This is a genomic window from Halomonas huangheensis (genome assembly GCF_001431725.1).
In the GTDB taxonomy this organism is placed as follows: domain Bacteria; phylum Pseudomonadota; class Gammaproteobacteria; order Pseudomonadales; family Halomonadaceae; genus Halomonas; species Halomonas huangheensis.
Window position 1 is genome coordinate 4490284 of the sequence record NZ_CP013106.1, and the last position, 24258, is coordinate 4514541.

The 24258-nt window shown below is 59.6% G+C and carries 20 protein-coding genes; 7 read left to right on the plus strand and 13 right to left on the minus strand.

Annotation, left to right across the window (positions count from 1 at the left end; translation table 11 throughout):
* Nucleotides 1-14: 14 nt before the first annotated feature.
* Nucleotides 15-776, minus strand: coding sequence for a sulfite exporter TauE/SafE family protein (locus tag AR456_RS19485; RefSeq protein WP_021819268.1), 762 nt, complete (start codon nt 774-776; stop codon nt 15-17).
* A 151-nt stretch (nt 777-927) separates the two neighbouring features.
* Nucleotides 928-2289, minus strand: coding sequence for a 2-oxoadipate dioxygenase/decarboxylase HglS (hglS, locus tag AR456_RS19490; protein WP_021819269.1), 1362 nt, complete (start codon nt 2287-2289; stop codon nt 928-930).
* A 276-nt stretch (nt 2290-2565) separates the two neighbouring features.
* Between hglS and AR456_RS19495 the strand changes: the two genes are divergently transcribed.
* The gene (locus AR456_RS19495; RefSeq protein WP_031208017.1) at nt 2566-3450 is read left to right on the plus strand and encodes a LysR substrate-binding domain-containing protein; all 885 of its coding nucleotides are present in this window, start codon (nt 2566-2568) and stop codon (nt 3448-3450) included.
* A gap of 43 nt (nt 3451-3493) precedes the next feature.
* Here AR456_RS19495 and AR456_RS19500 read toward each other — a convergent pair whose 3' ends face one another.
* The 5 genes from AR456_RS19500 to norR all read right to left on the minus strand — a co-directional run bounded on the left by AR456_RS19500 (nt 3494) and on the right by norR (nt 9619).
* Nucleotides 3494-4222 (minus strand): amino acid ABC transporter ATP-binding protein, encoded by a 729-nt coding sequence (locus tag AR456_RS19500; RefSeq protein WP_031208018.1) that lies wholly within the window; start codon nt 4220-4222, stop codon nt 3494-3496.
* Between the two features lie 71 nt (nt 4223-4293).
* Complete coding sequence (locus AR456_RS19505) at nt 4294-5394, minus strand: amino acid ABC transporter permease (protein WP_031208019.1); 1101 nt, start codon at nt 5392-5394, stop codon at nt 4294-4296.
* 46 nt (nt 5395-5440) lie between these two features.
* On the minus strand, nt 5441-6616 hold the full coding sequence (locus AR456_RS19510) for an amino acid ABC transporter permease (protein WP_031208021.1): 1176 nt from the start codon (nt 6614-6616) through the stop codon (nt 5441-5443).
* Nucleotides 6617-6816: 200 nt separating this feature from the next.
* The gene (locus AR456_RS19515) at nt 6817-7848 is read right to left on the minus strand and encodes an amino acid ABC transporter substrate-binding protein (RefSeq protein WP_081694675.1); all 1032 of its coding nucleotides are present in this window, start codon (nt 7846-7848) and stop codon (nt 6817-6819) included.
* A gap of 223 nt (nt 7849-8071) precedes the next feature.
* The gene (gene norR / locus AR456_RS19520; protein WP_021819276.1) at nt 8072-9619 is read right to left on the minus strand and encodes a nitric oxide reductase transcriptional regulator NorR; all 1548 of its coding nucleotides are present in this window, start codon (nt 9617-9619) and stop codon (nt 8072-8074) included.
* A gap of 347 nt (nt 9620-9966) precedes the next feature.
* On the opposite strand from norR, the gene hmpA reads away from it, so the two are divergent.
* Nucleotides 9967-11139 carry an NO-inducible flavohemoprotein gene (gene hmpA, locus AR456_RS19525; protein ID WP_021819277.1) on the plus strand — a complete coding sequence of 391 codons (1173 nt, stop codon included), beginning with the start codon at nt 9967-9969 and terminating at the stop codon, nt 11137-11139.
* A gap of 78 nt (nt 11140-11217) precedes the next feature.
* On the opposite strand, the gene AR456_RS19530 is transcribed toward hmpA, so the two are convergent.
* The 3 genes from AR456_RS19530 to AR456_RS19540 form a co-directional block, all read right to left on the minus strand.
* Nucleotides 11218-12732 carry a tripartite tricarboxylate transporter permease gene (locus AR456_RS19530; protein WP_021819278.1) on the minus strand — a complete coding sequence of 505 codons (1515 nt, stop codon included), beginning with the start codon at nt 12730-12732 and terminating at the stop codon, nt 11218-11220.
* 3 nt (nt 12733-12735) lie between these two features.
* On the minus strand, nt 12736-13260 hold the full coding sequence (locus AR456_RS19535; protein ID WP_021819279.1) for a tripartite tricarboxylate transporter TctB family protein: 525 nt from the start codon (nt 13258-13260) through the stop codon (nt 12736-12738).
* A 64-nt stretch (nt 13261-13324) separates the two neighbouring features.
* Nucleotides 13325-14293 (minus strand): Bug family tripartite tricarboxylate transporter substrate binding protein, encoded by a 969-nt coding sequence (locus AR456_RS19540; RefSeq protein WP_021819280.1) that lies wholly within the window; start codon nt 14291-14293, stop codon nt 13325-13327.
* Nucleotides 14294-14629: 336 nt separating this feature from the next.
* Here AR456_RS19540 and AR456_RS19545 point away from each other — a divergent pair, with 336 nt between their 5' ends.
* The 4 genes from AR456_RS19545 to AR456_RS19560 all read left to right on the plus strand — a co-directional run bounded on the left by AR456_RS19545 (nt 14630) and on the right by AR456_RS19560 (nt 19974).
* Nucleotides 14630-14947, plus strand: a complete 318-nt coding sequence (locus AR456_RS19545) for an NIPSNAP family protein (protein WP_021819282.1) — start codon at nt 14630-14632, stop codon at nt 14945-14947.
* A gap of 112 nt (nt 14948-15059) precedes the next feature.
* On the plus strand, nt 15060-16712 hold the full coding sequence (locus AR456_RS19550) for a thiamine pyrophosphate-binding protein (protein ID WP_021819283.1): 1653 nt from the start codon (nt 15060-15062) through the stop codon (nt 16710-16712).
* A 255-nt stretch (nt 16713-16967) separates the two neighbouring features.
* Nucleotides 16968-18320, plus strand: coding sequence for an omega-aminotransferase AptA (aptA, locus tag AR456_RS19555; protein WP_021819284.1), 1353 nt, complete (start codon nt 16968-16970; stop codon nt 18318-18320).
* 166 nt (nt 18321-18486) lie between these two features.
* Complete coding sequence (locus tag AR456_RS19560) at nt 18487-19974, plus strand: CoA-acylating methylmalonate-semialdehyde dehydrogenase (RefSeq protein WP_021819285.1); 1488 nt, start codon at nt 18487-18489, stop codon at nt 19972-19974.
* Between the two features lie 105 nt (nt 19975-20079).
* On the opposite strand, the gene AR456_RS19565 is transcribed toward AR456_RS19560, so the two are convergent.
* Both AR456_RS19565 and AR456_RS19570 read right to left on the minus strand, forming a co-directional pair.
* Entirely contained in the window at nt 20080-21570 is a 1491-nt protein-coding gene (locus tag AR456_RS19565; protein ID WP_021819286.1) for a sodium:solute symporter family protein, read from the minus strand.
* Nucleotides 21571-21574: 4 nt separating this feature from the next.
* Complete coding sequence (locus tag AR456_RS19570) at nt 21575-21871, minus strand: hypothetical protein (RefSeq protein ID WP_021819287.1); 297 nt, start codon at nt 21869-21871, stop codon at nt 21575-21577.
* A gap of 374 nt (nt 21872-22245) precedes the next feature.
* Between AR456_RS19570 and AR456_RS19575 the strand changes: the two genes are divergently transcribed.
* On the plus strand, nt 22246-22473 hold the full coding sequence (locus AR456_RS19575) for a hypothetical protein (RefSeq protein WP_021819288.1): 228 nt from the start codon (nt 22246-22248) through the stop codon (nt 22471-22473).
* A 9-nt stretch (nt 22474-22482) separates the two neighbouring features.
* Here the strand turns inward: AR456_RS19575 and AR456_RS19580 are convergent, their stop codons facing one another.
* Nucleotides 22483-24258 carry a DUF4153 domain-containing protein gene (locus AR456_RS19580; protein ID WP_021819289.1) on the minus strand — a complete coding sequence of 592 codons (1776 nt, stop codon included), beginning with the start codon at nt 24256-24258 and terminating at the stop codon, nt 22483-22485.

Sequence of the window (24258 nt, forward strand, 5' to 3'; positions counted from 1 at the left end):
CGGTATGTCACGGATCAACCCATCAGACGCTCAACTCCCAGCCAGACAAGGCGCAACGCCAGCACCGTCAAGACCAGGCGAAAGAACACATCAAAGCGATGATCGGACAAACGTGTGAGCAATCGCAACCCCAACCAGGTACCGAGCACGCCGGACAGGATCATCACACCGATCAATGGCAACCAATCGTGGAAAACAAAACCAGCAAAGCCGAACACGAACGCCTTGGTCAGATGCTGGAAGGTCATGCAGGCGGCAAACGTGGCCACTGTGGTTTGACGCTGAGTACTGCGCTGCTTGATGAAAGCAGCCACCATCGGCCCACTGGCGCCTACCAGGCTGGAAAGAAAAGTGGTCACACCACCGGCAATCAACGTCCCCGCTGTGCCCAGCGCGCGTTTGGGTAGTTTCAGTCCCCAGGTGGTAAGCAGTACAAAGGCGGCAATTGTCAGCTCAAGCACGCCTTCCGGCAGGCGAATCAGCAACCAACTCGCGACGATAGCCCCGACCACTGCACCGGGAATAAAGGCCAACAAGGCATTGCGCTCGATATGCCGCAAGGTCATCAGCATACGCCCGCCATTGGAGCCCATCTGTACCAGACCATGCACCGGAATCAGCGCAGTGGCCGGCATCACCTGAGCCATGGTCATGATCAACAGAGTTCCACCGCCAATGCCCATCGAAGCACTGATCATCGACGTCAGCGAAGACAATGCGATCAACAACAGACTGATATCAGCGGACAGCGGCGAGAGTTGAGCGAGCCATTCCATGGGCGACGAGTCCTTGCAGTAAAGGAGTTAAAGCATACTCGCTGCTGACGGCATCATGCATCCGTGATAACAAGAGCGCCGCTGGCCCAGGGGACAGCGGCGCAGAATCATCCTTTGACTCGTCAAGTTGCAGATCAGCAGCTTCAGGCCCTCAGCCTCGATTCAAACCCAGCGCTTTCAGGGAGGCGGCCTGGCGCTCGGCATAGAGTGCCAGTTCGTCGGCGACTTCTGCGCCGAGCGCCGATTCGAAGGCTTCACGGTTGGCATTGCCCTGGCCGACACGCCCTTCCTTGCCACCAGAACTGGACTGGCCACCAAGGTTGGACTGGAAGATACCGGCGGCGGAGACCGGTAGAAAGTCTTCGTAGGTGATCGGGTCGGCGATCACTCTGCCGGCCGCCAGCAGTTCTTCCAGCTTGCCCTCAATACGAGATTCGCCCTCCGCCAGACGGTACTCAAAGAACGCCAGGCCTTCACGACGCAGGCAGACATCATCGTCCGGGAAGGCAGTAAAGACGTCCGTCAGATGTGCTTGATGCGCGGCATTGTCCGTTCCCGGCGCAGCCTGGCGTGCCTCATTGAGCAATTGATCATAAAGCCGACGGCCCGCCGTGGTCAGCGCTACACCACGCTGCTCGATCTCACCGAAACGCGCGGTATGCCTGCCTTGCTCTTCGTCACGGAAGCGAGTCAGTTCCTCCAGCGCCTTGAAGCTGGTCTGGCGCAACAGAATCGGGCACTGGCGGCTCGGAGGCCCTTCGATCACCGCCTTGGGCGACATCCCGGCCTCTGGCATGCGCCTCTGAACCTCATCGATATCCAGGGTACGCGGCGTCAGGTGATTGATGTGCGGACCACGGAAACACACCACATCGGCGATCAAGCGGTGTGCGGCATGCAACTCATCGTAGGTGGCTCTATCGACCGTGGCATGTTGATGCCAACGGAAGGTTTCCAGAGCCTCGGCAACAAAACGATCCGCCTGGTTGCTGGTCAATCCGCCCTCGCTCTCGAAGCAGGTGATCAGCTCGCGCGTCTCCGGCGTGAAGATGTCACGCCGGGCGAGAATCTCCGCAGCCCGCTGACGCAGCGACGGATCTTCGATCAGCTCCAGACGCAACAGCGAGGTAAACAGGCGGAAAGGGTTGCGCGCCAGCGCCGCATCGGAAACCGGACGGAAGGCTGTGGAATGTACCGGCACCCCCGCCTCGGACAGGTCATAGTAGCCCACCGGGTACATACCCATTACCGCGAACAGACGCCGCAGGGTCGACAGCTCCTCCGCCGTTCCCACACGGATGGCACCATGCCGCTCGACGTTGAGACGCTCCAGTTCACCGCGCGCCTCGAGACTGGCCTTGAGCTCTGGCTGGGCATCGAGTGTCTCGCGATTGACCGTTTCGACCAGTTCCAGCAAAGCGCCATATTGTGGCACTTCCGCCTGATACATAGCCGACATGGCACGCGAGAAGCGGTCACGGATCTCATCGGAGGAAACAAAGGCAGAGGACATGTGGTTTTACCTGATGTTGGGCGAGAGCGATGTCTGGCAACGGCTATAGCTGACACGGCGCGTTGTTTACCGTGCATCGTGAGCCATGAGTTATCTGCCCATGAAAACAAAGCGCGGAAAAGGCGACAAACGAAAAAAAGCACGCTTTGCATTCCATTATGGAATATGAGATATGAGTACTGGAAGCCATCCTCGCCCCTTGTCACTCGCCTCCTTCAGGCTATAAAGCAAAGCTCTTCCAGCCTGCTGGTTGCATTCATAAAAGTCGTGCTGCCCATGAAAATTCGCCACCTTCCTTCCACGGTGACCATGCAATGCTTCGAGACTGCCGCGCGGCACCTGAGTTTCACGCGCGCCGCCGAGGAGTTGAACATCACGCAGAGTGCCGTCAGCAAACAGGTCGCTCAACTGGAAGACGTACTGCAGCGCAAGTTATTCCGCCGCCTGCGCCGCAGCCTGGTCCTGACACCAGAAGGTGCCCTATACCTGAGCGAGGCGCGCAAGATCCTTGCCCAGATCGAGATGTCGACCAATACCATCCAGACCTGGAGCGGCGAAGGAGAAGTTCTCAAGGTGGCGACTCTCCCCACCTTTGGTAGTCGCTGGCTGGCACATCACCTCCCGGATTTCCTCGATGCGCATCCACAGCTGGCTCTGCAATTGAGTGATCGGGTCGAGGCCTTTGACCTCAACGGTGAAGGCATCGATATCGCGGTCTTCCACGGCCATGGCAGTTGGTCGGGGCTGGAATGCCATCGGCTGTTCGACGAGGACGTCGTTGCGGTGGCCTCACCACACTATCTCACCCAGAAACGACCAGATGCCGGGTGTGGTTTTGCCAAATGCCGCCTGCTGCATCTCGACACACGCCCCGCCGCCTGGCATCAATGGTTTGCCGACCAGGGCATCCGCAGTGAGCGCAGCTACTATGGCACCCGTGTCGAGACCTTCCATACCCTGATCCAGATGCTGATCAACGGTGCCGGACTCGGCCTGGTGCCACGTTTCCTGATTCATCAAGAACTGGAAAGCGGTCAGCTGGCGCTCGCGTCCCCCCACGTGCTGACCAGTCCTGACGCATATTATCTGGTCACCCCGGAGGCTCTCGGCGAGCAATCGCGCGTGCGGCATTTCATCGACTATATGATCGCTCGAACCTGACGGTCGAACGAGTCTGATAGATCGGCGCGCATGCCTGAGCCGTTCAGTGGCCGAGGATCTGACTGAGGAACAACCGCGTCCGCTCGGAACGTGGTGAGTTGAAGAATGTCGTTGGCGGTGCCTCCTCGATGATCTGCCCCTGATCCATGAAGATCACCCGATCGGCCACTGTTCTGGCAAACCCCATTTCGTGCGTCACACACAGCATGGTCATGCCGTCCTGAGCCAGCTCGATCATCACATCCAGCACCTCCTTGATCATCTCCGGATCAAGCGCCGACGTCGGCTCATCGAACAACATCACCTCCGGCTTGAGACACAATGCTCGGGCAATCGCCACGCGCTGTTGCTGACCACCGGATAGCTGACCGGGATACTTGTGTGCCTGGTCGGCGATCTGCACCCGTTCGAGATACTCCATTGCCGTCGCTTCCGCCTCGCGCCTCGGCCGCCGCTGCACCCATGTCTGCGCAATGCAGCAGTTGTCCAACACCGACAGATGAGGAAACAGATTGAAGTGCTGGAAGACCATGCCGACGTGGCGACGAATCTGCTCGATGCGCTTGACGTCCTCGGTCATATGCATGCCATCGACAATGATATCGCCCTGCTGATGCTCCTCGAGGTGATTGATACAGCGAATCAGCGTCGACTTGCCGGAGCCTGATGGTCCACAGATGACGATGCGCTCACCGCGCCCAACCGTCAGGTCGATATCACGCAGTACGTGAAAATCGCCATACCACTTGTTGAGCCCGGATATATCGATCATCGCCGGCTCGGCACCCGATGAGGCAACATCCGACGCAGCGTTGCTAGCTTGAGGGGACATGATCTTATCTCCTAATGGCCTCGATGTAGGCGCCGTTCCATATACTGGCTATAGCGCGACATGCTGAAACAGAACACCCAGAACATCAGCGCGGCAAACACATAGCCTTCGGTGGCGAAACCCAGCCAATCGGTGTCGGTCAGCCCGGCGCGGATGATCGCCAGCAGATCGAACAGGCCAATGATCAATACCAGCGAGGTATCCTTGAACAGCGCGATGAAAGTGTTGACGATACCGGGAATCACCAGCTTGAGTGCCTGAGGCAGAATGATCAGCCCCATCCGCCGCCAGTAGCTCAATCCCAACGCCTTGGCGGCTTCTTCCTGGCCTTTGGGTATCGCCTGCAACCCACCGCGCACCACTTCCGCCATATAGGCGCTCCAGAAGAACATGATGCCGATCAGCGCACGCAGCAGCTTGTTGAACTCGACCTCACTGGGCACGAACAGCGGCAACATCACCGAGGCCATGAACAACACTGTGATCAGCGGTACCCCACGCCAGAACTCGATAAACACAATGCACAGGCTTCTGACCAATGGCATCTTCGAGCGACGCCCCAGCGCCAGGATGACACCCAGTGGCAGTGAACCGACGATGCCCACCGTGGCTACTGTCAGTGTCAGCATCAGGCCCCCCCAACGGCGAGTGGGGACATAGGGCAGATCAAACACGCCACCGACCAGCAGCAGCCAGGCGATCACCGGAAAGCCGATCAAGGCAAAGACCACCACCCATCTTCTGGCCGGCATTCGTGGAATCGCCAACCACGCAATGGTGGCCGCCATCAACGCCAGAGTAATATCCACTCGGTAGCGCTCCGCTGCCGGATAGAAGCCGTAGACGATGGTCTCGAAGCGCGCACTGATGAATACCCAACAGGCCCCCTCACCGGAACAGGCCTCACGACTGTCACCAAGCCAGTCGGCATCGATCAGCGCCCACTGGACCAGCGGCGTCAGCCCCCATACCAGCAATGCCAGAGTGACCAGGCTGATGAGCGAATTGAGTGGACCATTGAACAGTCGCGTGCGCATCCAGCCGACAACGCCATGGCGGCTATCGGGTGCAGGGCGTGCCGCCACCAGCGTATCGGCGCCCGTGCCTTGCATGACAGAGCCCTTCGCAGCAGAGCCCTTATCAGAAGAGTCAGACATGCTAGCGCTCCTTGATCAGGGTGCGAGCGTTATAGACGTTCATCAACGCTGAAACACTGAGGCTGATGGTCAGATATACCGCCATGGTGATGGCAATGATCTCGATCGCCTGGCCGGTCTGATTGAGCGAGGTGCCGGCGAACACCGCCACCAGATCGGGATAGCCAATCGCCGTCGCCAGTGACGAATTCTTGATCAGATTCAGATACTGGCTGGTCAACTGCGGGACGATCACGCGCATCGCCTGAGGAATCACCACCTTGCGCAAGGTGATGTTGGAAGACAATCCAATCGCCCGAGAGGCCTCGACCTGCCCCTTGGGCACCGACTGAATGCCAGAGCGCACGATCTCGGCGATAAAGGAAGCGGTGTAAATCGATAGTGCCAGCCATAGAGCCATCAACTCGGGAATCACGGTAACACCACCGCGGAAGTTGAAGCCCTTCAGCTCCGGCATTACCCAGCTCAGGGGAGCGCCACTGACAACAAATGCCAGCAGTGGCAGGCCGATGATCATCGCCGCCCCACACCAGTACACTGGCAGGGCCTTTCCGGTCCGCGCCTGCAAGCGACGCGCATAGAGCGCGAAGCCAATGCTGGCAGCAATCGCTATCACCAGTGCTGTCAGCGTCAGGCCGAAACCGGCTTCCGGCACTGGGGCAGGCACTATCAGTCCTCGCACGTTGAGAAATACCGCCTCCATCAGCGACAGACTCTGTCTTGGGCTGGGCAAGGCCTGAAGCACCGCGAAGTACCAGAACAGGATCTGTACCAGTAGCGGAATATTGCGAAATATCTCGACAAAAGCGCTGGCAAGGCGCGCCAGCACCCAGTTGGGCGACAGGCGGGCGATGCCCACGGCAAAGCCGATGATCGTCGCCGCGACAATGCCCATACCGGATACCAGCAACGTATTGAGCAGACCGACAACGAAGGTGCGTGCGTAGGTGCTGTCACCGGAGTAATCGATCAAGGTCTGAGGAATGGAGAAGCCGGCCCGTTCACCCAGAAAGCCGAAACCAGTGGTGATTCCGCGTGCTTCCAGGTTGCTCAGGGCATTACCGACCATCATGGCAATCAATGCCACCAGGCCAGCAAGCAGAAGCGCCTGAATGATCAGTGCGCGAAAGGCAGGACGCCGCCACAACGGAACGTGGCTGCTCGGAGGTTTGGGCATGGCAAGCCTCGAACGCAACGGCTCGACGAAGCCACGAAGGGCGCGTGCCATCATCGAGTCACAAGTGGAACCGGACCGAACTTCAACAACTCGAAAAACGTCCATCGCTTCAAGCCACGAAGCTCGGTCTGCTTACGGCTGGTGAAACAGGTGGTCATGTCGGGATTGCTCAGCGACATGCCACCTGCTCAAGGCTTGCCTCAGCGAATCGGCGGCGCGTAGAGGATCCCGCCCTGGTCCCACAATGCATTCATGCCACGACTGATCTTGAGCGGCGAATTGGCACCCACGGTGTCCTCAAACACCTCGCCGTAGTTACCCACCTGGGAAACGATGTTGTAGGCCCAGTCGTTGCCGAGCCCCAACTGCTCGCCGTAGTTGCCGTCTCCACCCAGCAGACGTGCAACCTGAGGATTGGGCGGATCGCTCTGCATCTGTTCGGCATTGTCGCTGGTGACACCCAGTTCCTCGGCATTGACCATGGCGAACACCGTCCACTTGACGATGTTGAACCATTGATCGTCACCCTGGCGCACCACCGGTCCCAGTGGCTCCTTGGAGATCAATTGGGTCATGATTTCGACACTATCCGGCTCAGGCAATTGCAGACGCAGTGCACTGAGCTGTGAGGTATCCGAGGTCAGCACATCACAGCGACCGCTGGCGAAGCCGGAAGCCGTCTGATCCGGTGTATCGAAGGTGGCGGTGTTGATCTCGATTCCCTTCGACGGGAAGTAGTCGGCGAGATTGAGTTCGTGGGTGGTGCCGGACTGGATACAGATGGAAGCCCCACCCAGGTCCTCGAGACTGCTCACGCCCAGATCCTTCGAGACCATGAATCCCTGGCCATCATAGAACGTAGTGGTGGTGAAATTGAGCCCCAGAGAGTTGTCGCGTGTTGCGGTCCAGGTGGTGTTACGTGCCAACACATCGATTTCTCCGGACTGCAATGCCGTAAAGCGTTCCTTGGCGGTGAGCGGTGTAAACACCACCTTGTCGGGATCACCGAAGATCGCCGACGACAGCGCCCGACAGGTTTCCACATCCAGCCCCTGCCACTGGCCATCGGCATCCGGCGAGGAAAACCCGGACAAGCCGACATTGACACCACAGTTGAGATTGCCGCGTTGCTTGACCTCATCCAGGGTCGCAGCGGAGGCTACAGTTGCCATGCCCAGAGACAGGGCGGCAACGGAGAGACTTATCAGCATCTTGTTATTGTTGCGTTTCATGCCTTCAACTCCGATCAGTTGTCGTTTGCTGAGCTTGTTTCCACTGAGCTCATTCTGCTGAAGTACGCGTTTCACTATCGGAGTCATAACGTCACTGGTCAACGATGGTTTTAAACGCTAGCTCGAATTCCCACCGGCAGTACAAACCACCAACAACCCTCGGCAATGACACAGGGACATCCGTCATTGCCCGTCACTCGCAGCTTACAACGCTATTTCGACACTACGCCTTCAAGCCCAGTCGCCGGGCCAGACGATGCAGGTTACCGGCGTCCATACCCAGGCGACGAGCGGCCCCAGCCCAGTTACCAGCAGCGGTGACAGCAGCCTCGATACACTGTCGTTGATAGCGCTCGGTCGCTTCGCGCAGATTGTCGGGAATCGCCAACGCTATATCGTCGCTCTCCGTGGCCGTCGACACGTCTGACGGGGGCTGCTCAGCGGCAGGATGCAATCCAAGCTGCTCGCGCCCCAACAGTAGCGTACGACGATTGAGGTCCGTGCTACCACGCGCCGCCGCGACCGCCATCAATGCCCCACGCGCCAGCACATGGTCCAGCTCGCGCACATTGCCGGGCCACTGCCATTCGTTGAGTGCCGCCGCAGCATCGGCATTGACGCGCAGGTTGCCCACCCCCAGACGAATGCGGTTCTGCTCGAGAAAGTGCCCAACCAGCAACGCCAGATCCTCGGGGCGCTCGCGCAAGGGTGGGACCCGCAGTGGGAAGGCACTGAGGCGATGATAGAGGTCCTCGCGAAAGCGGCCGGCAGCAACCTGCGCCGCCAGGTCGCGATTGGTGACCGCCACCACTCGTACATCGACCCGCCGCACCTCATCACTGCCCAGCGCCTGGATCTCGCCTTCCTGCAACGAGCGCAGCAGTTTGGGTTGCAGCTCCAGCGGCAACTCACCGATCTCGTCCAGCACCAGAGTGCCGCCATCGGCCATGGCGAAATGCCCCCGGTGATCCCGCGTAGCACCGGAAAAGGCCCCGCGACGATGGCCGAACAATGCACTCTCGATCAACGATGCCGGCAGCGCAGCACAGTTGACCACCACCAACGGTGCCTCGGCCCGAGGCGATAGCTGATGCAGTGCCGTAGCGATCTGTTCCTTGCCGACACCGGTTTCACCGTGCACCAGTACACTCATATCGGTTGCCGCCACCAGCTCTACCGAGCTCATCAGTTGACGCATCAGACCGCTGTTCCAGCGTGTCACCAGCGGGCGTTCGCCGGGCAACTGTTGACTGGTGGCCAACTGTGAGCGTGCCGTCTTGAGGCGTTCCGCCAGTCGCAGGCAAGTGGCCAACAGGTTGGCCGCAGCGATCAGCCCCTCATCATCGAGATCGGCCAGACATCCCGGTGTCAGCGCATCCAGCGTCACCATGCCGATCAGCCGCGGACCATCGCGCAGCGCCACGCCCAGACAATCGTGCACCGGGCTCAAGGCTTCATCGAGCAGGCCGTCGTAAGGGTCCGGTAACGGGGAATCGGCGGCAAAGCGGCAGACGCCTTCGGTATTGGCTATCGCGGCAAGGCGTGGATGATCGCCAAGGATAAAGGTACGCCCCCGCACACTGCCCGGCAGGCCGATGGCAGCCACAGGCGTCAAGCCTCCTGCCTGATACACCAGCAGCGCACTGGCATCCGCGGCGGTATCCGCGACCAGTGCCTCGAGCAAGCCCTGCCATGCCACATCGAGGCCCTGGTCGTCATCTCCGTCGAGATGCATCAATACATCCCGCAACGTACGCAGAAAGGTCACCATTACGCTATTCGCTCCCGCGTCATGACTGTCAATTCAACAACAAGGACTGTCAATTCAACACTGATCTTAATGTCATTATGACAGCGATGGGCGTACGACATCCAGCCCACAGTGCGACCAGCAACCCTCCTTCATCTCGGTAAGCCCCGCGGCACGAGGCTTACCGACACGAACTGCGGCAGGATGGCGCACCCACCCTCGAGCGGCACGCCACTTGCGATATACAAAGTGAATCCATTACTGGCGATCGCTGAGCAACACATTGCGTCAGACGCCAGATCAGAGATGACGCGCGGGGCCGGCCGTCCTGCGCCACCAACCTATCTTCGAGATAGAAGGAGCACACCATGACCACTGCCGCCCAGGATGCCATCATCGATGCTACTGCCCCGGTTGTCGCCGAACACCTGGATGCGATCACCGCACGCTTCTATCCACTGATGTTCGAGCGCTACCCCGCGGTCAAGGCGATCTTCAATCAGAGCCACCAGCAAGATGGCGGTCAGCCCCGCGCCCTCGCCCGCAGCGTGCTCGCCTATGTCGGCCTGCGCAAGCAACCGGCCGAAGCACGCGCAGCCATGGCCACGGCGATCAGCAAGCACGTATCTCTCGGTATCCAGCCGGACCAGTATCCGATTGTCGGTGAATGCCTGATGGCCGCCATCGGTGAAGTGCTGGGTGACGCAGTAACAGAAGACGTCGCCGATGCCTGGGGCGCGCTCTATGGCGAACTGGCCGATCTGCTTATCGCTGCCGAAGCCAGAGAATACCAGGCCTTCGCCCAGCGCCCGGGTGGCTGGGAAGGCACCCGCGAGTTCCGGGTTGCCCAGATCGAACAGGAAAGCGATGTCATCCGTTCCTTCTACTTCGAGCCTGTCGACGGCAAGCCGGTCGCCGTGGCAAAAGCCGGGCAGTACATCGGCCTGTGCCTCGATGTCGAAGGCACCACCGCCCACCGCCACTACAGCCTGACTGGCTGCGATGCCGAGCGTGGCTATCGCATCTCGGTCAAGCGCGAGCCGGGTGGACTGGTCAGCCCCTGGTTGCATGACAAGGTGAAGGTCGGCGACACCCTGCTGGCGTATCCGCCGGCGGGCGACCTGACTCTCGACGATGGTGAGGCCCCGGTGATGCTGATCAGCGGCGGCGTTGGTCAGACTCCCATGCTGACACTGGCCCGAGAGGCCCTGAAACGTGGTCGCCAGGTGTGTTATGTACATGCCGCTCGCGATGCTGCTCACCACGCCTTCCGCAATGAAGTCAGCACACTTGGAAAGGCATATCCCGGCCAGTTGACCCACTACCATCTCTACGAACAAGGAGATGGCGCCGATGCCAACGGATTCGTTGACCAGGCGCTGTTGCAGCGCCTGCTGCCGAGCCCCGACACCCAGTGCTACTTCGTCGGCCCCGCGGGCTTCATGAGCGCGGTGGATGGCTACCTCGATACGCTGGGCATTGGTGCCGAGCAGCGTCGTTACGAGCACTTCGGCCCGTCTCGACCGCTCAAGACAGCCTGAAGCCCCAAGCTACGATGAAAAATGCACAAGGCCGCATCCATTTGGATGCGGCCTTGTGTCGTTCGGGCTGGAGCAAAGCTAGGCGTGTTGGCGAGCCTGGGGTTTGCGTATCACCATGAAGTAATAGAACACGGCGGTCAGCGCGAGGAAGAACAAGCTATCCGGGCTGGTCAGGAAGATCAGCGGACTGCCGTCCGAGATCGACAGGGAGCGTCGACAGTATTCCTCGAGGCTCGGGCCAAGAACGAAGCCAAGCAACAGACAGGCGACAGGATAGCCGTGTCGGCGCAGGAAATAGGCGAGGATACCGAACACCAGCGCCAGCCCCATCTGGAACATCGAATAGGTCGCAACATAGCAGCCCACCAGCGCGATCACCGCAATGCTGGCATAGAGGATGTCGCGCCGAATCGACACGATACGTACGAAGTACGGACCCAACAGATAGAGCGTCAGCGGCACCAGTATCAAGGCCGATACAAATAGCGCCATGAACATCGGGGCGACCAATGCTATCTGGCTATCGAGGAACTGCGGTCCGGGCTGTAGGCCATTGATCACCAGCACGCCAAGCACAATCGCCGTGGTCGGATCACCGGGGATGCCGAATGACAACATCGGCACAAAGGCCCCACTGCACATGGCGTTGTTCGCTCCCTCGGCCGCGGCGATACCTTCCACCGAACCCTTGCCGTACTTCTCGGGATGACGAGAGCTGCGCATGGATTCGGCGTAAGCGACAAAAGCCGCCATCGAGCCGCCCGCCCCTGGCAGCACACCCACCGCATAACCAATGATCGCAGTCTTCACATAGCGGTAAACACCAATTTCCCGCACTTCGCTGAGCGGTGGGATAAAATCGCGACGTCGAATAGGACTCGCCTTGACGTCATCCGCATCTACGGTACGCGCCGACTTGTTCTCGGCCTGCACCAGTAACTCACTGATGGCAAAGGCGCCAATCACCAGCGGCATGATGTCGATACCTTGCATCAATACCGCCGTGCCGAAGGTGAACCGCGTCACCGGCTGCATGACGTCGATGCCAACCGTAGCGATCATCACACCGAGGGTGGTTGCCACCAGCCCCTTGGAGATCGCTCCGCGCTGGGAAATGACAATCACGATCAAGGCAAAAGCGATCAGCGCAAACTTGCCTGGCGTACGTATCAATAACGCCGCATCAGTGGCCAGTGGCGCAACGACCATCAGCAGTACGGCCCCCAAAGCGCCTCCGATCATCGAGGCCAGAGCAGCATGTCCAAGGGCCTTGGCTCCTTCACCACGCTGCTGCATGGGGTAGCCTTCGATGGCGGTCATCATCGACGCCGGCGCACCGGGAATGTTGATGGTCGTGGCGGTGATACTGCCGCTGCACATTCCGGCCATGAATATACCGGCACAGGCCACTAGAGCCGCGGTGACGTCGAGGCTATAGGTCAGCGGCAGCAACAGTGCAATGGCCAGCATCGAGGTCAGCCCGGGCACTGCACCGAAAAAGGTGCCGATAAGATAACCGCCGATCAGATAGGGAAGAATGTCGGGCTGCATGAGCACCGCAAACCCTTGCATCAATTCAGCAACGTAGTCCATGTGTTATCCCCACAGTACCGGTAGGCGGACCTGAAATACCCATTCGAAGAGGCCGTATCCCAGTACCGCAATCGCCACAGCGATCAACGCCTTGACCACCAACTGCCGCCGGCCAGGCCGCCCTGAGCTGAAGACCAGCGTCATGGCAAAGGCATACAGTGTGGTGCTGATGAAATATCCCAGCGATGCGAACATTGCGATGTAGGCGGCGGTCAACACCACCACTGCCAACGGCCCACGCAATGAACCGGCGCTCGCTTTTTCAGGAGCCTGCGCATCGTCATTGGGCGTAGCAGAGGCCTTATTGGTCGCAACAGCAGCCCTGGCCTTGCGCCGATCCCCGAGTACCGATGCTCCAAGCGCCATCAGCATGATCAGCCCCAGCACGATCGGAAAGAACGAAGCGGTGATATTGCCATTGCTGACAGGCGGGGCAATGTCCAGCGCCGCAACGAGATAGACCAGAGTCAGCGCCAGAAGGAGCACAACGACACCGGCCCTGCTACCCAACCAGGACAGAATTCTCATGACCAGACCTCGTGGAATGGAGCCCCGGCGTGCATCCGCACGCCGGGGAAAATTTCAACCAGTCTCATTGCCCCAGTAAACCCGCTTCCTTGAGTTCATCCATGCGCGCAAACAGATCCTGCTGACTCTGCTGCGCCCAATCGGTGACCTCGCCATGGCCCAGCCAGTTGGGCGTCACACCGACATCGACCAACCAGTTCTGGAACTCTTCACTGTCATAGGCCTGCTGATAGGCTTGCTCCAATGCCTCGACGGCTTCATCCGGCGTGTTGGCCGGTGCCGCCAGAATCACGAAACTGCCCATCTGGATATCATGGCCAAGCTCGGTGACCGGAGGTACGTCGGGGAAGCTCTCGCTCTGTACATCGGTGAACTCCACCAGGCCACGAGCGCTACCGGCAGAAATCAGCGACTCGAAATCCCCCAGGCTGGTGAGGGCAAAATCCACTTCTCCGTTGAGCAGCGCTTCCTTCTGCGGTGCGGCACCTCCCGGATAGGACACCACCTTGAATTCCACACCCGCCTGATCCTGGAGCTGAAGCAGGGTCAGATGGGTTCGGCTGCCCATGTTCTGAATACCGGCGCGAATCTCACCCGGCGCCTCCTTCGCTGCTGCGATCAGTTCTTCGAAGTTTGCATACGGTGAGTCGTCGGGCACCACGATGGAATCCGGCTCGCTGGTGATACGCGCAATCAGGTCAAGCTTGTCGATATCGTAACCCGCCAGCATGCCCTGCCAGGGAATCGTCACCACGCTGTCGTAGGTCAAGGCGACCATCGTGTAACCATCGGGCTTGGCTCCGAGCACCTGAACCAGTCCATTGGCGCTCATGCCGCCTTCGATGTTCTCAACATAGATCGTGCCACCAAGAGCGTCTTCGGCAAGGTTGGAGATCTTGCGTACGATCCCATCGGTACCACCACCGGCGCCCCATGGCACGATCATGCGGATATCGCGTTCCGGGTAGTCTGCGTGCGCGGCGGTACCAGTGATCAGTGCCACCAGACCCAGACTCAGGATTGACTTGCGCATGGCGTTTACTCCCTAGCATTGTTATTGAGCCCCGGCCGGATGCGTACCATCAGACATGGGGAAGGGGAACAACTCGGGTCATCATCAGGCAGGCAGGCAGTTCGAGTACGGCCTGCCAACTATTTCGGGAACTTGTAATGGCTGACTCAACATCATACATCATACAAATAACAGCCAAGGACAACATAGCCCTCGCCGAGCCAATGCGATATCCAACTTTAGTGGACGGTCACAATCTGCCGCCCCCAACTATGGTCGTACTCGCATACAAAGATCATATGTACTACTAATAGTGCAGCATAGATGTCTCTTTCCCCACCCTCACAAGGAGGTCATATGATCGTCGATCTACGCACCTACACCATGGTTCCCGGCCGCCTCAATGCCTTTCTGGAACTCTATGAGCGCGAAGGCCTGCCCATTCAGAAGCGTCATCTCGGAAATCTCATTGGTTACTTCGTGACCGAGACAGGCACCCACAATCAGGTCGTCCACATGTGGGGCTATGAGTCGGCGGCTGACCGCGAACAGCGCCGTACGGCCATGGAAAAAGACCCGGAATGGATCGCCTATCGCAAGAAAAGCGCCGAGGCGGGTAATGTCCAGCACCAGTGCAACAAGCTACTGCGTTCCACGTCCTTTTCTCCGCTGTGAGATAGCCTCCACCTCCATCGGCCATACTTTTTTTCCACAGCCATACTTTCCACAGTCATACGCGCCACAGCCACGCTGTTCACAGCCACACCACTCCTGTCGGGACATTGCCATGACTTCTCAGCCCAGCGCCCACGGTGGCCAGGTTCTCATCAAAGCCCTTGCAGCTCAGGGAGTCGATCGGGTCTTCTGTGTGCCTGGCGAAAGCTATCTTGCCGCTCTCGATGCACTGCATGACGCAGACATAGACACCATCGTTGCCCGCCATGAAGGCGGTGCTGCGATGATGGCCGAAGCCGATGGCAAACTGACCGGTCGCCCCGGCGTTGCCTTCGTCACCAGGGGGCCTGGCGCCACCAATGCTTCCAGCGGAGTTCATGTCGCCTTTCAGGACTCGACCCCGATGGTGCTGTTCATCGGTCAGGTCGCCAGTGATCAACGAGATCGCGAGGCTTTTCAGGAAGTCGACTACGGCGCCATGTTCGCGCCGCTGGCCAAGTGGGTTGCCACCATCGACCGCGTGGATCGGTTGCCGGAATATGTCAGCCACGCCTTCCACGTAGCCCAGAGCGGTCGCCCCGGCCCGGTGGTACTGGCGTTGCCGGAAGACGTGCTGTCCAGCCCCTGTGAGGCCGAAGTGCTACCCGCTGCCAACCTGCCCAGCGGCCGGGCCGACAGCCGGGATGTCCAATCGGTCATCGAGGCGCTTGCCGACGCCGAGCGGCCGATGGTGATTGTCGGTGGCGGAGGATGGTCTCCAGCAGCCGCCCGAGCATTGGGCCAGTTCGCCGAGCGCTGCCAGTTGCCGGTTGGCGCCTCTTTCCGCTGTCAGGACTACCTCGACAACCGCCATCCACACTATGTCGGTGATGTCGGGATCGGCATCAACCCAGCGCTGGCCGAGCGTATCAAAGAGGCTGATGTGGTTCTGGCACTTGGCGCGCGCCTTGGCGAGATGACCACCAGCGGCTACACCCTGCTGACGCCCCCCAGATCTCGTCAACGCCTGATTCACATACACGCTGATGCCAACGAACTGGGTCGAGTCTATCGCCCGGACCTGGCAGTGACTGCCAACGCCGAAGTCGTGGTGCAGCAACTGGCAGAGCAAGCAGAAGCTCCTCGCCAGGACCGCCGCGACTGGCTGCAAGCCGCTCGAGCCGATTACGATGCCTGGCAGATCCCTGAGCCGACGCCGGGGGCGCTGCGCATGGAAACCTTGATCAGCCATCTCAACGAGGTCCTCCCCGACGACGCCATTCTGACCAATGGCGCGGGCAACTACTCGGCATGGCTCCATCGCTACTATCGCTATCGCCATTTCCGCACTCAACTGGCCCCGACCTCGGGTTCCATGGGCTACGGCCTACCCGCGGCTGTGACGGCAAAGCTCCGATACCCGCAGCGGGATGTGATCTGTCTCGCAGGAGATGGCTGCTTTCAGATGGTCTCGCAAGAGTTCGGCACCGCCTGTCAGTACGGCGCCAACATCATTGTGCTGATCTCCAACAACGGCATGTACGGCACCATTCGCATGCACCAGCAACGTCGCTATCCACAACGACCTTCGGCGACGGATCTCATCAATCCGGATTTCGCTGCACTGGCACAAGCCTACGGGGGCTACGGCGAAGTGGTCTACGATGACGAGAGCATCGCACCCGCTCTGGATCGTGCACGTAATGCAGGCCGCCCCGCCATCCTTGAGCTGCGCGTCGACCGAGATGCCCTCTCGCCACGCTTGTGTCTTGAGAAGACGCCCTGAAGGAAGCGACGACACGGCGTCTCGTGCCTGACGGTACAGTACCTTGTGGCTGGCGGCACGGGGCGCCAATTGAACTGCAGAGCGCAACGGTTATTACGTGAGCCAGAACTCACCTGAACGAAAGTAACATTTGATTTTACCAACCTTAAGCCTGCTCCATGCTGTGAAGCATGCTCATCGAGAAGCCCTGCTGGATGTCGCGACAATCGCCATTCCCCGGGACTTCCATTGCCGGCACTTCACAGGAGATGCGTCATGCAGGATTTCGATACCCTCGAAGCCGGGAGCCGTGAACAGCACGGAACCCAGCTCAATCATCACTACTGGATGCCCTTCACCGCCAATCGTGACTTTCATGCCAACCCGCGCATGATCGCCGGCGCCGAAGGCCGCTATTTCATCGACGACCAGGGACGGCGCATCTTCGATTCGCTCTCCGGCTTGTGGACATGCGGTGCTGGCCATAACCGTCAGCAGATTCGCGATGCCGTCGCCCATCAGCTTGGAAGCCTCGACTACGCACCGAGCTTTCAGGTATCGCACCCGCTGGCTTTCCAACTGGCCGAGAAGATCGCCGGCCTGACCCCTGCTGGACTCGATCATGTGTTCTTCACCGACTCCGGCTCCGAGTCCGCCGATACTGCGCTGAAGATGGCCAAGGCTTACTGGCGACTCAAGGGACGCCCCGAGAAGACGCGTCTGATCGGACGTGCCAAGGGCTATCATGGCGTCAACATCGGCGGTACCAGCCTCGGTGGCATCGGTGGCAACCGTAAACACTATGGTCAGCTGCTCGATTCGACCCATTTGCCGCACACGCTGCAACCGCAGCTGGCCTTTACCCGTGGCCAGGCGGAAACCGGTGCCGAGCTGGCCGATGCGCTGATCGAACAGATCGCTGTGCATGATGCCTCTACCATCGCTGCGGTGATCGTCGAGCCGATGTCCGGCTCGGCAGGGGTCATTGTGCCGCCCAGGGGTTACCTCGACCGACTGCGCCAGATCTGCGATGCCCACGACATCCTGTTGATCTTCGATGAGGTCATCACCGCCTTCGGCCGTAGTGGTGCACGTACTGGTGCCGAAGCCTTCGGTGTCACGCCGGATATCATGACCGTGGCCAAACAGGTCACCAACGGTGCCGTGCCGATGGGTGCTGTCATTGCCTCCAGTGACGTGTTCGACGCCTTCATGCATGCCGGTGGTCCCGAGCATGCCGTCGAGTTCCCACATGGTTACACCTACAGCGGCCATCCGGTGGCCTGCGCCGCCGGTATTGCGGCGCTGGACCTGCTGGAGAAGGAAGACTTCCCTGGCCAGGTGCGTGCCATCTCGCCCACCTTCGAAGACAAGCTGCACGCCCTCAAGGGACGCGCCCATGTGGTCGATATCCGCAATTTCGGCCTCGCTGGCGCCATCCAGTTGGCCCCTAGCGATGGTGACCCGAGTATCCGTCCACGCGACGCACACCTGGCGCTGTGGGCCGCCGGATTCTATGTCCGCTACGGTGGCGATACGCTGCAGTTCGGCCCTCCCTTCGGTACCACCGAAGAAGAGCTGGAGCGTCTGTTCGACGCCGTCGCCACCACCCTCGACGGCCTGGCCTGAAAGACAGAATGATGGGGCTGTCCACCGTTAATTGACAGGCTGTGGACAGATTTCATTCCGGTAATTCACATAGTTATCCACAGGCGACGATGCGTTCGTTGCCATCATTCAACAAGGTGACGAACCTGTTGCTGATGTTGCAGGTTCGAACTCAAGGATTTTCTGCATGACTCAAGTTTCTCATTGGATCAACGGCGAACACCTGACCTCCGAGCGCACCCTCGCAGTAACCAACCCGGCCACGGGTGAAATCATCCGCCAGGTGGCCGATGGTGACGCCGGTACCGTACAAACCGCCATCGAAGCGGCCCAACAGGCCTTCCCGGCGTGGCGCGACACGCCGCCAGCCAAGCGCGCCCAGGTGATGTACCGTTTCAAGGCCCTGCTGGAGCGCGATACCGAACGCCTGGTTCAGTTGATCAGCGAAGAGCACGGCAAGACGCTCGAGGACGCCATGGGCGAACTCAAGCGTGGCATCGAGAATGTCGAGTACGCCTGTGGTGTGCCGGAACTGCTCAAGGGCGAGTATTCGCACAACGTCGGCCCTTCCATCGACGCCTTCTCCAACTTTCAGCCGCTGGGTGTGGTGGCCGGTATCACGCCGTTCAACTTCCCGGCCATGGTGCCGCTGTGGATGTATCCGATGGCGATTGCCTGCGGTAACGCCTTCATCCTCAAGCCATCGGAAAAGGACCCGACTTCCACGCTGGCCGTTGCCGAACTGCTCGAGGAAGCGGGTCTGCCGAAGGGCATCATGAATGTGGTCCACGGTGGGCGCGAAACCGTCGAGGCGCTGCTCGATGCCCCCGAGGTCAAGGCTGTCTCCTTCGTTGGCTCAACACCGATTGCCGAGTCCATCTACAGTCGTGGCGCGGCTGCCGGCAAGCGTGTTCAGGCGCTGGGCGGTGCCAAGAACCACGCTATTGTGCTGGGCGACGCCGATATCGAGAATGCTGCCAACACGCTGATGGGAGCGGCCTACGGCAGTGCCGGTGAGCGCTGCATGGCAATCTCGGTTGCGGTCTGTGTTGGCGATGAAACCGCCGATCGCCTGATCGAATCAATGCGTCCCAAGATCGCCGCGCTCAAGATCGGACCCGGCACCGAGAAGGGCCTCGACATGGGCGCGCTGGTCACCGCCGAGCATCGTGACAAGGTGCTGGGCTATATCGAGCAGGGTATCCGTGAGGGCGCCGAACTGGCTGCCGATGGTCGCGAGCTGGTGGTACCCGGTCACGAGAACGGTTATTTCGTCGGCGGCTGCCTGTTCGACAGGGTCACTCCCGAGATGCGCATCTATCGTGAGGAAATCTTCGGTCCGGTACTCTGCGTGGTACGCGTCGATAGCCTCGATGAAGCCATCGCACTGACCAACGCTCACGAGTACGGTAACGGCACCTGCCTGTTTACCCGCGATGGCGAAGCCGCACGCCGCTTTACCGATGCCATCGAAGTCGGCATGGTCGGTGTCAACGTGCCGCTGCCGGTGCCGGTGGCCAGCCACAGCTTCGGCGGCTGGAAGCGCTCGCTGTTCGGTGATCTGCATGCCTACGGCCCTGACGCGGTACGCTTCTATACTCGCCGCAAGGCTGTATCCCAGCGCTGGCCATCCCCCTTCGAGGCATCCCACGCGGAGTTCAGCTTCCCCTCCTGATTCAACAGCCCGCCTGATACGACTCGGCCCCGCGGATGCGGGGCCGATGGCTATCTATCGCTACTATCCATCTCTACTGTCTACATTTACTGTCTACTGCAGCAGTCAGTGACGGGCTTCTGCGAAGTCCACTCTCCTGTCGTCTGCCGGCATCAGCAATGAACCGATCACGGCAATCGCCGTATTGACGACCAGCCCAATCACGCCGGCATGCACACCATATACCTTGCCGAAGCCTGTCAGCGCCATGCCCCCGGCCAGTAATGCACCGATCAACATGCCGCAGAATACCGGACGACTGTGCATGCGTTTCCAGTACAGGCCGATGATGAAGGCCGGTGCAATCTGGATCAGCAATTCAAACTTGAGGATGAAGATATTGACCAGCAGCGTTGGCGGGTTCCAGGCAAGAATCAACAAGCCACCGACAGCCACCAGGCCACAGAGTTTGCCGACCTTCAGTGCCCGCTGCTCATCGGCATCGGGGCGAATATGACGCCGATAGATATCATTGGAAATGATCGACGAGAACGACAGCAATACCGAGTCGGCGGTGGAGACAATCGCTGCCACCACACCACCGAACAGCAGGATCATCATCACGTAGAAGAACGGATTGATCGCCGCCACATCGTTGGCAATACGCCCGACAAGCTGCTCCGACTGAACATCCGAGAGGCCCGGATACAGCTGGATACCGATGATGCCGACCACGAAGATCACCGCCGTGGTGATCAACGGCATCCATGCCATACGCGCTAGAGAGCGGCGCAGGGTTCGAGTGTCCTCGGCGGCATAGATACGCTGGATAGCGTGGGGGTAGACTGCGGCACCGATACCGACCAGTACCAGAATCGAGATCCAACTGATCGAGCCTTGCAGTGCTGGCACCGCCGCCTTCTCGGGCTGTTCTTTCACCACATAGGTAAAGGCATCGCCCAGGTGACCGCCGACCAGATACAGGCCACCGACGACCAGCACCGCCACGCCGACCAGCAGCGCAATACCCTGCATGACATCGGTGAAGGCCACCGCGCGCATGCCGCCCATCCACGAGTAGGCCAGCATCACGATCACGAAACCCAGCATGGCAATCTGATAGGGCACCGTGCCTCCGGTGAGCCCGGAGATGCCGTGTCCCATGGCCACCAGTTGCTCGAGCAGGTAGTTACCCAGCCCCCACAGCATGAGCAGTGCGGCAAGCAGAGCGATGGCGGGCGACTCGAACCGATAACGCAGCCAGTCGGTGGGAGTCAGAAACTGCTGGCGTCTGGCGATGTTGTTCAGGCGCGGAGCGAACAGCATGTAGCCCGCGATGATAATGGTCATGAACATCACCGACTGCCACCAGGCAAAGCCGATGCGGTAGGCCGCGGGTGCGTAGCCGACAATATTGTTGCCACTATACTGGGTGGCATACAGGGTAAAGAACAGCACCACGACACCGAGGTGGCGACCGGCGAGATAGTAGCTTTGCATGTCCTCGCGCACGCCGGGTCGGCTATAGCTCACCCAGAAACCGATCCCCAGCATCATCAGCGCATAGGCAACCAGAACAATGATGCCGGGAGTCCCGGCAAACGTTAACTCCTGCACCTTGTCACTCCTGTTCCGTGTCTTTAGTCGGTACTGCGTCGTCGTCGGCATCACTCCATTGAGTGAGGCAGGCCCAGCTCAGAAAGGCGCATAGCGCCACCGAACCGATGACGGCAATCAGCGCCCATAACGGCAGCCCCATGACGATGGGAGTCAAGGTGCCGGGCGGCCAGTACCAGGGAACAGAAACAGCAATGATCAGGGCAATGACGATCCAGATCCAGGGCTTGCGGATCGGTTCCTTTGCGGGAACACCGGAGGAACTGGAGCGTGCTCGTCGTTGAGATACGGGTTGGGACATGGGTTGTGTCCTGCTTTTTATTGGCAAAGGGTCTGACGTGTCTGACAGCGATGGCGTTGCAACATCCGGTTGCAGTATTTCGTTATAGCTTTCGTGATAACTTTCATTACCACAAGCGGTCGGCAGATTGCACGAAGCACTGCCGCGATTACGGCGACAATAGCATGGGGCAGCTGCTGACCAATCGCAATAAGATAATCAGCAAGCTGGACTTCGCGAATGACAAATGCCCGACAGGAGTATCACGAATACAGAAGATTCCAGCATGCGAATTATCCGACTATTCCTCGGCGGACCTCGGACATTTCTGCCTTTGCTTTTGCAGGGCATCGGCATAGCCTGGAAGAAAAGATCTTCTACCCAGGAAGTCGATAATGGAACTACACAAGATCGCCTCGCAGATTGCACAAGGCTCTCGACTGTCGCAGGATCAGGCCAGGAAATGGGTGCATGCTTTTACCGAGCTGGTGCACGAACATGACCCATGCCATCGGATCAGAACCCGCCGCCACCCGCGCTGGACGGCGAATGATCCAAGCTCTGGAAGCACAATCCGCGTGATGCAGAAACAGCATCTGCATATCAAGCTACGCAAATCCTGAACCGGCGGGTCACGGTGTCTCCCGGGTGTCGTCAGCGGTTTGTTGGGGGTCATTCTCAGCAGATGGCCGATCGGCCATCGGCGCCATACTCCATGGCTCGATCTGCAACTGCGTCCCGCCGATGCGCACTTCTCGCCAGCGAGGCACCACCAGCTCCAGGTCGCTGGGGTCGATATCCTCGGGCAGCATTTCCCGATCATCCGCCTGCGCAGTGCCGACAATATCCATCCGTGCCGACCACCATTGGCCCGCTTCGCGGAAATACACACGTGCATCGGTGTAGTCAGCGTGATGCTGCACCAGCAGGTAATCCGTATGACCATTGGCATCCAGATCCAGCGGCAGCAACTGGAGGGACGCTATCGCCCCGCCTCTCTGCTGACCAGCCAGCTCTCTAGCCAGCAGTGACCACAGACTCGCCGGCAACTGGTCCCGTTGCAGTCCCAGCATCACCAGCGCTGCCTCCAGCTCCTGCTGACTCTGCCTTGCGTCACGACCACTCAACAGATAACCGATACGTGCCACCAGTTGTGGATGACTCTCGGCATAACGCTCACGCAACTCGCGCAAGGCCTGATCACCGGGCAATCCCAGCTGGCGATACAGGTAGTCAACATCAAACTCCTCGACCGCCACCTCTCCGTGGTCAAGGCGTGTCAGTTGGCTATCCACCGTGATGCGACGAAAATCCAGCAGCGGTGAATTGACCGCCAGCATCGCGGCCATCAGCAGCAGTCCTGCGACGATATTGACCGTACCCAGTCCCTGCTGCCAACCATCGCGGCGGCGAACGATCTGCAGGCAATAGCCGAGACTGAACAGCGTCAGCAGTGCCCAGATCAGTGCGGCCCAGCAACGCTCGGGCGTCCAGCCATACTGGGCAATGCGCAGCCACAGTCCATAACAACTGATGACGCTATAGATCGGTAACAACACCACGGCAACCGATACCGCGCGATGCAGCCAGGGCGCATAACCATGCTGCCCGGGTTCGGGCTGGTAGACGATGTTGACGAAGAACAGCATCAGCGCCAGCAACCACAACACCAGATAGCTGCCTCCCGATGCCCAGAGCGGTGCCAATCCGGTAAAGGCGAGGGTCGCCAGGAACAACACACTGACCAGACTCAGGATCACCAGCACCACTCGCGCCAGAATGCGCAGCGCGCCGATGATGGTATCGAAGATGTGCGACTGACGACGCAGCAGCGCAACCCCCAGACCATGGCTCAGCGACAGTGCCGGATAGAAGAACCACTCACTGGTGAACAGGTCCTTGAAGACATCGATATCGATGGCCACAAACAGCGCGCCCCACAGGGCCAGCAATCCGGCCACCGCGATCGCGAACAGCAGCGCCAGCACGATCGTCAAGGCTGTGCGCCAGGCGTCACGCACCAGCATGCGATACTCGAGGGGGCCGCCACGAGTGAACTGCTGGAGATAGAGGCTGACCTTGAAGGTGACAATCGACAGACTGAAGACCAGCCCCATCAGCAGCCCGGAACTCCGGTTACTGCCGAGGTACTGGCTACCGACGTAGAAGCCGAGCCCCCCGACCACACAGCTATACAGCAGCGTCCAGCCGAACACCCCGAGGATCCGCTCGCGGCGCAGCGTCAACAGCAACAGCCAGGGCCCGGCAAGGACCATGCTGTAGAGCGACACCAGCCAGGCGAATGACCAGACCTCCTGCTCCAGCGCCCAGTGTAGGCCAAGCAAGGCCATCCCCTGTACCAGAGCAATTACGATCAACATGATGGTTACAGCGGGTCGGCTATCCAT

Bases quoted from the DNA above. Each gene is read 5' to 3' on its own strand.
- AR456_RS19510 (WP_031208021.1), bottom strand. From the start codon at position 6,616: ATGCCCAAACCTCCGAGCAGCCACGTTCCGTTGTGGCGGCGTCCTGCC.
- AR456_RS19570 (WP_021819287.1), bottom strand. From the start codon at position 21,871: ATGTCCCAACCCGTATCTCAACGACGAGCACGCTCCAGTTCCTCCGGT.
- AR456_RS19535 (WP_021819279.1), bottom strand. From the start codon at position 13,260: ATGAGAATTCTGTCCTGGTTGGGTAGCAGGGCCGGTGTCGTTGTGCTC.
- aptA (WP_021819284.1), top strand. From the start codon at position 16,968: ATGCAGGATTTCGATACCCTCGAAGCCGGGAGCCGTGAACAGCACGGA.
- hglS (WP_021819269.1), bottom strand. From the start codon at position 2,289: ATGTCCTCTGCCTTTGTTTCCTCCGATGAGATCCGTGACCGCTTCTCG.
- AR456_RS19540 (WP_021819280.1), bottom strand. From the start codon at position 14,293: ATGCGCAAGTCAATCCTGAGTCTGGGTCTGGTGGCACTGATCACTGGT.
- norR (WP_021819276.1), bottom strand. From the start codon at position 9,619: ATGGTGACCTTTCTGCGTACGTTGCGGGATGTATTGATGCATCTCGAC.
- AR456_RS19580 (WP_021819289.1), bottom strand. From the start codon at position 24,258: ATGGATAGCCGACCCGCTGTAACCATCATGTTGATCGTAATTGCTCTG.
- AR456_RS19505 (WP_031208019.1), bottom strand. From the start codon at position 5,394: ATGCAAGGCACGGGCGCCGATACGCTGGTGGCGGCACGCCCTGCACCC.
- AR456_RS19495 (WP_031208017.1), top strand. From the start codon at position 2,566: ATGAAAATTCGCCACCTTCCTTCCACGGTGACCATGCAATGCTTCGAG.
- AR456_RS19530 (WP_021819278.1), bottom strand. From the start codon at position 12,732: ATGGACTACGTTGCTGAATTGATGCAAGGGTTTGCGGTGCTCATGCAG.
- AR456_RS19550 (WP_021819283.1), top strand. From the start codon at position 15,060: ATGACTTCTCAGCCCAGCGCCCACGGTGGCCAGGTTCTCATCAAAGCC.
- AR456_RS19500 (WP_031208018.1), bottom strand. From the start codon at position 4,222: ATGATCGATATATCCGGGCTCAACAAGTGGTATGGCGATTTTCACGTA.
- AR456_RS19485 (WP_021819268.1), bottom strand. From the start codon at position 776: ATGGAATGGCTCGCTCAACTCTCGCCGCTGTCCGCTGATATCAGTCTG.
- AR456_RS19515 (WP_081694675.1), bottom strand. From the start codon at position 7,848: ATGAAACGCAACAATAACAAGATGCTGATAAGTCTCTCCGTTGCCGCC.
- AR456_RS19575 (WP_021819288.1), top strand. From the start codon at position 22,246: ATGGAACTACACAAGATCGCCTCGCAGATTGCACAAGGCTCTCGACTG.
- hmpA (WP_021819277.1), top strand. From the start codon at position 9,967: ATGACCACTGCCGCCCAGGATGCCATCATCGATGCTACTGCCCCGGTT.
- AR456_RS19545 (WP_021819282.1), top strand. From the start codon at position 14,630: ATGATCGTCGATCTACGCACCTACACCATGGTTCCCGGCCGCCTCAAT.
- AR456_RS19560 (WP_021819285.1), top strand. From the start codon at position 18,487: ATGACTCAAGTTTCTCATTGGATCAACGGCGAACACCTGACCTCCGAG.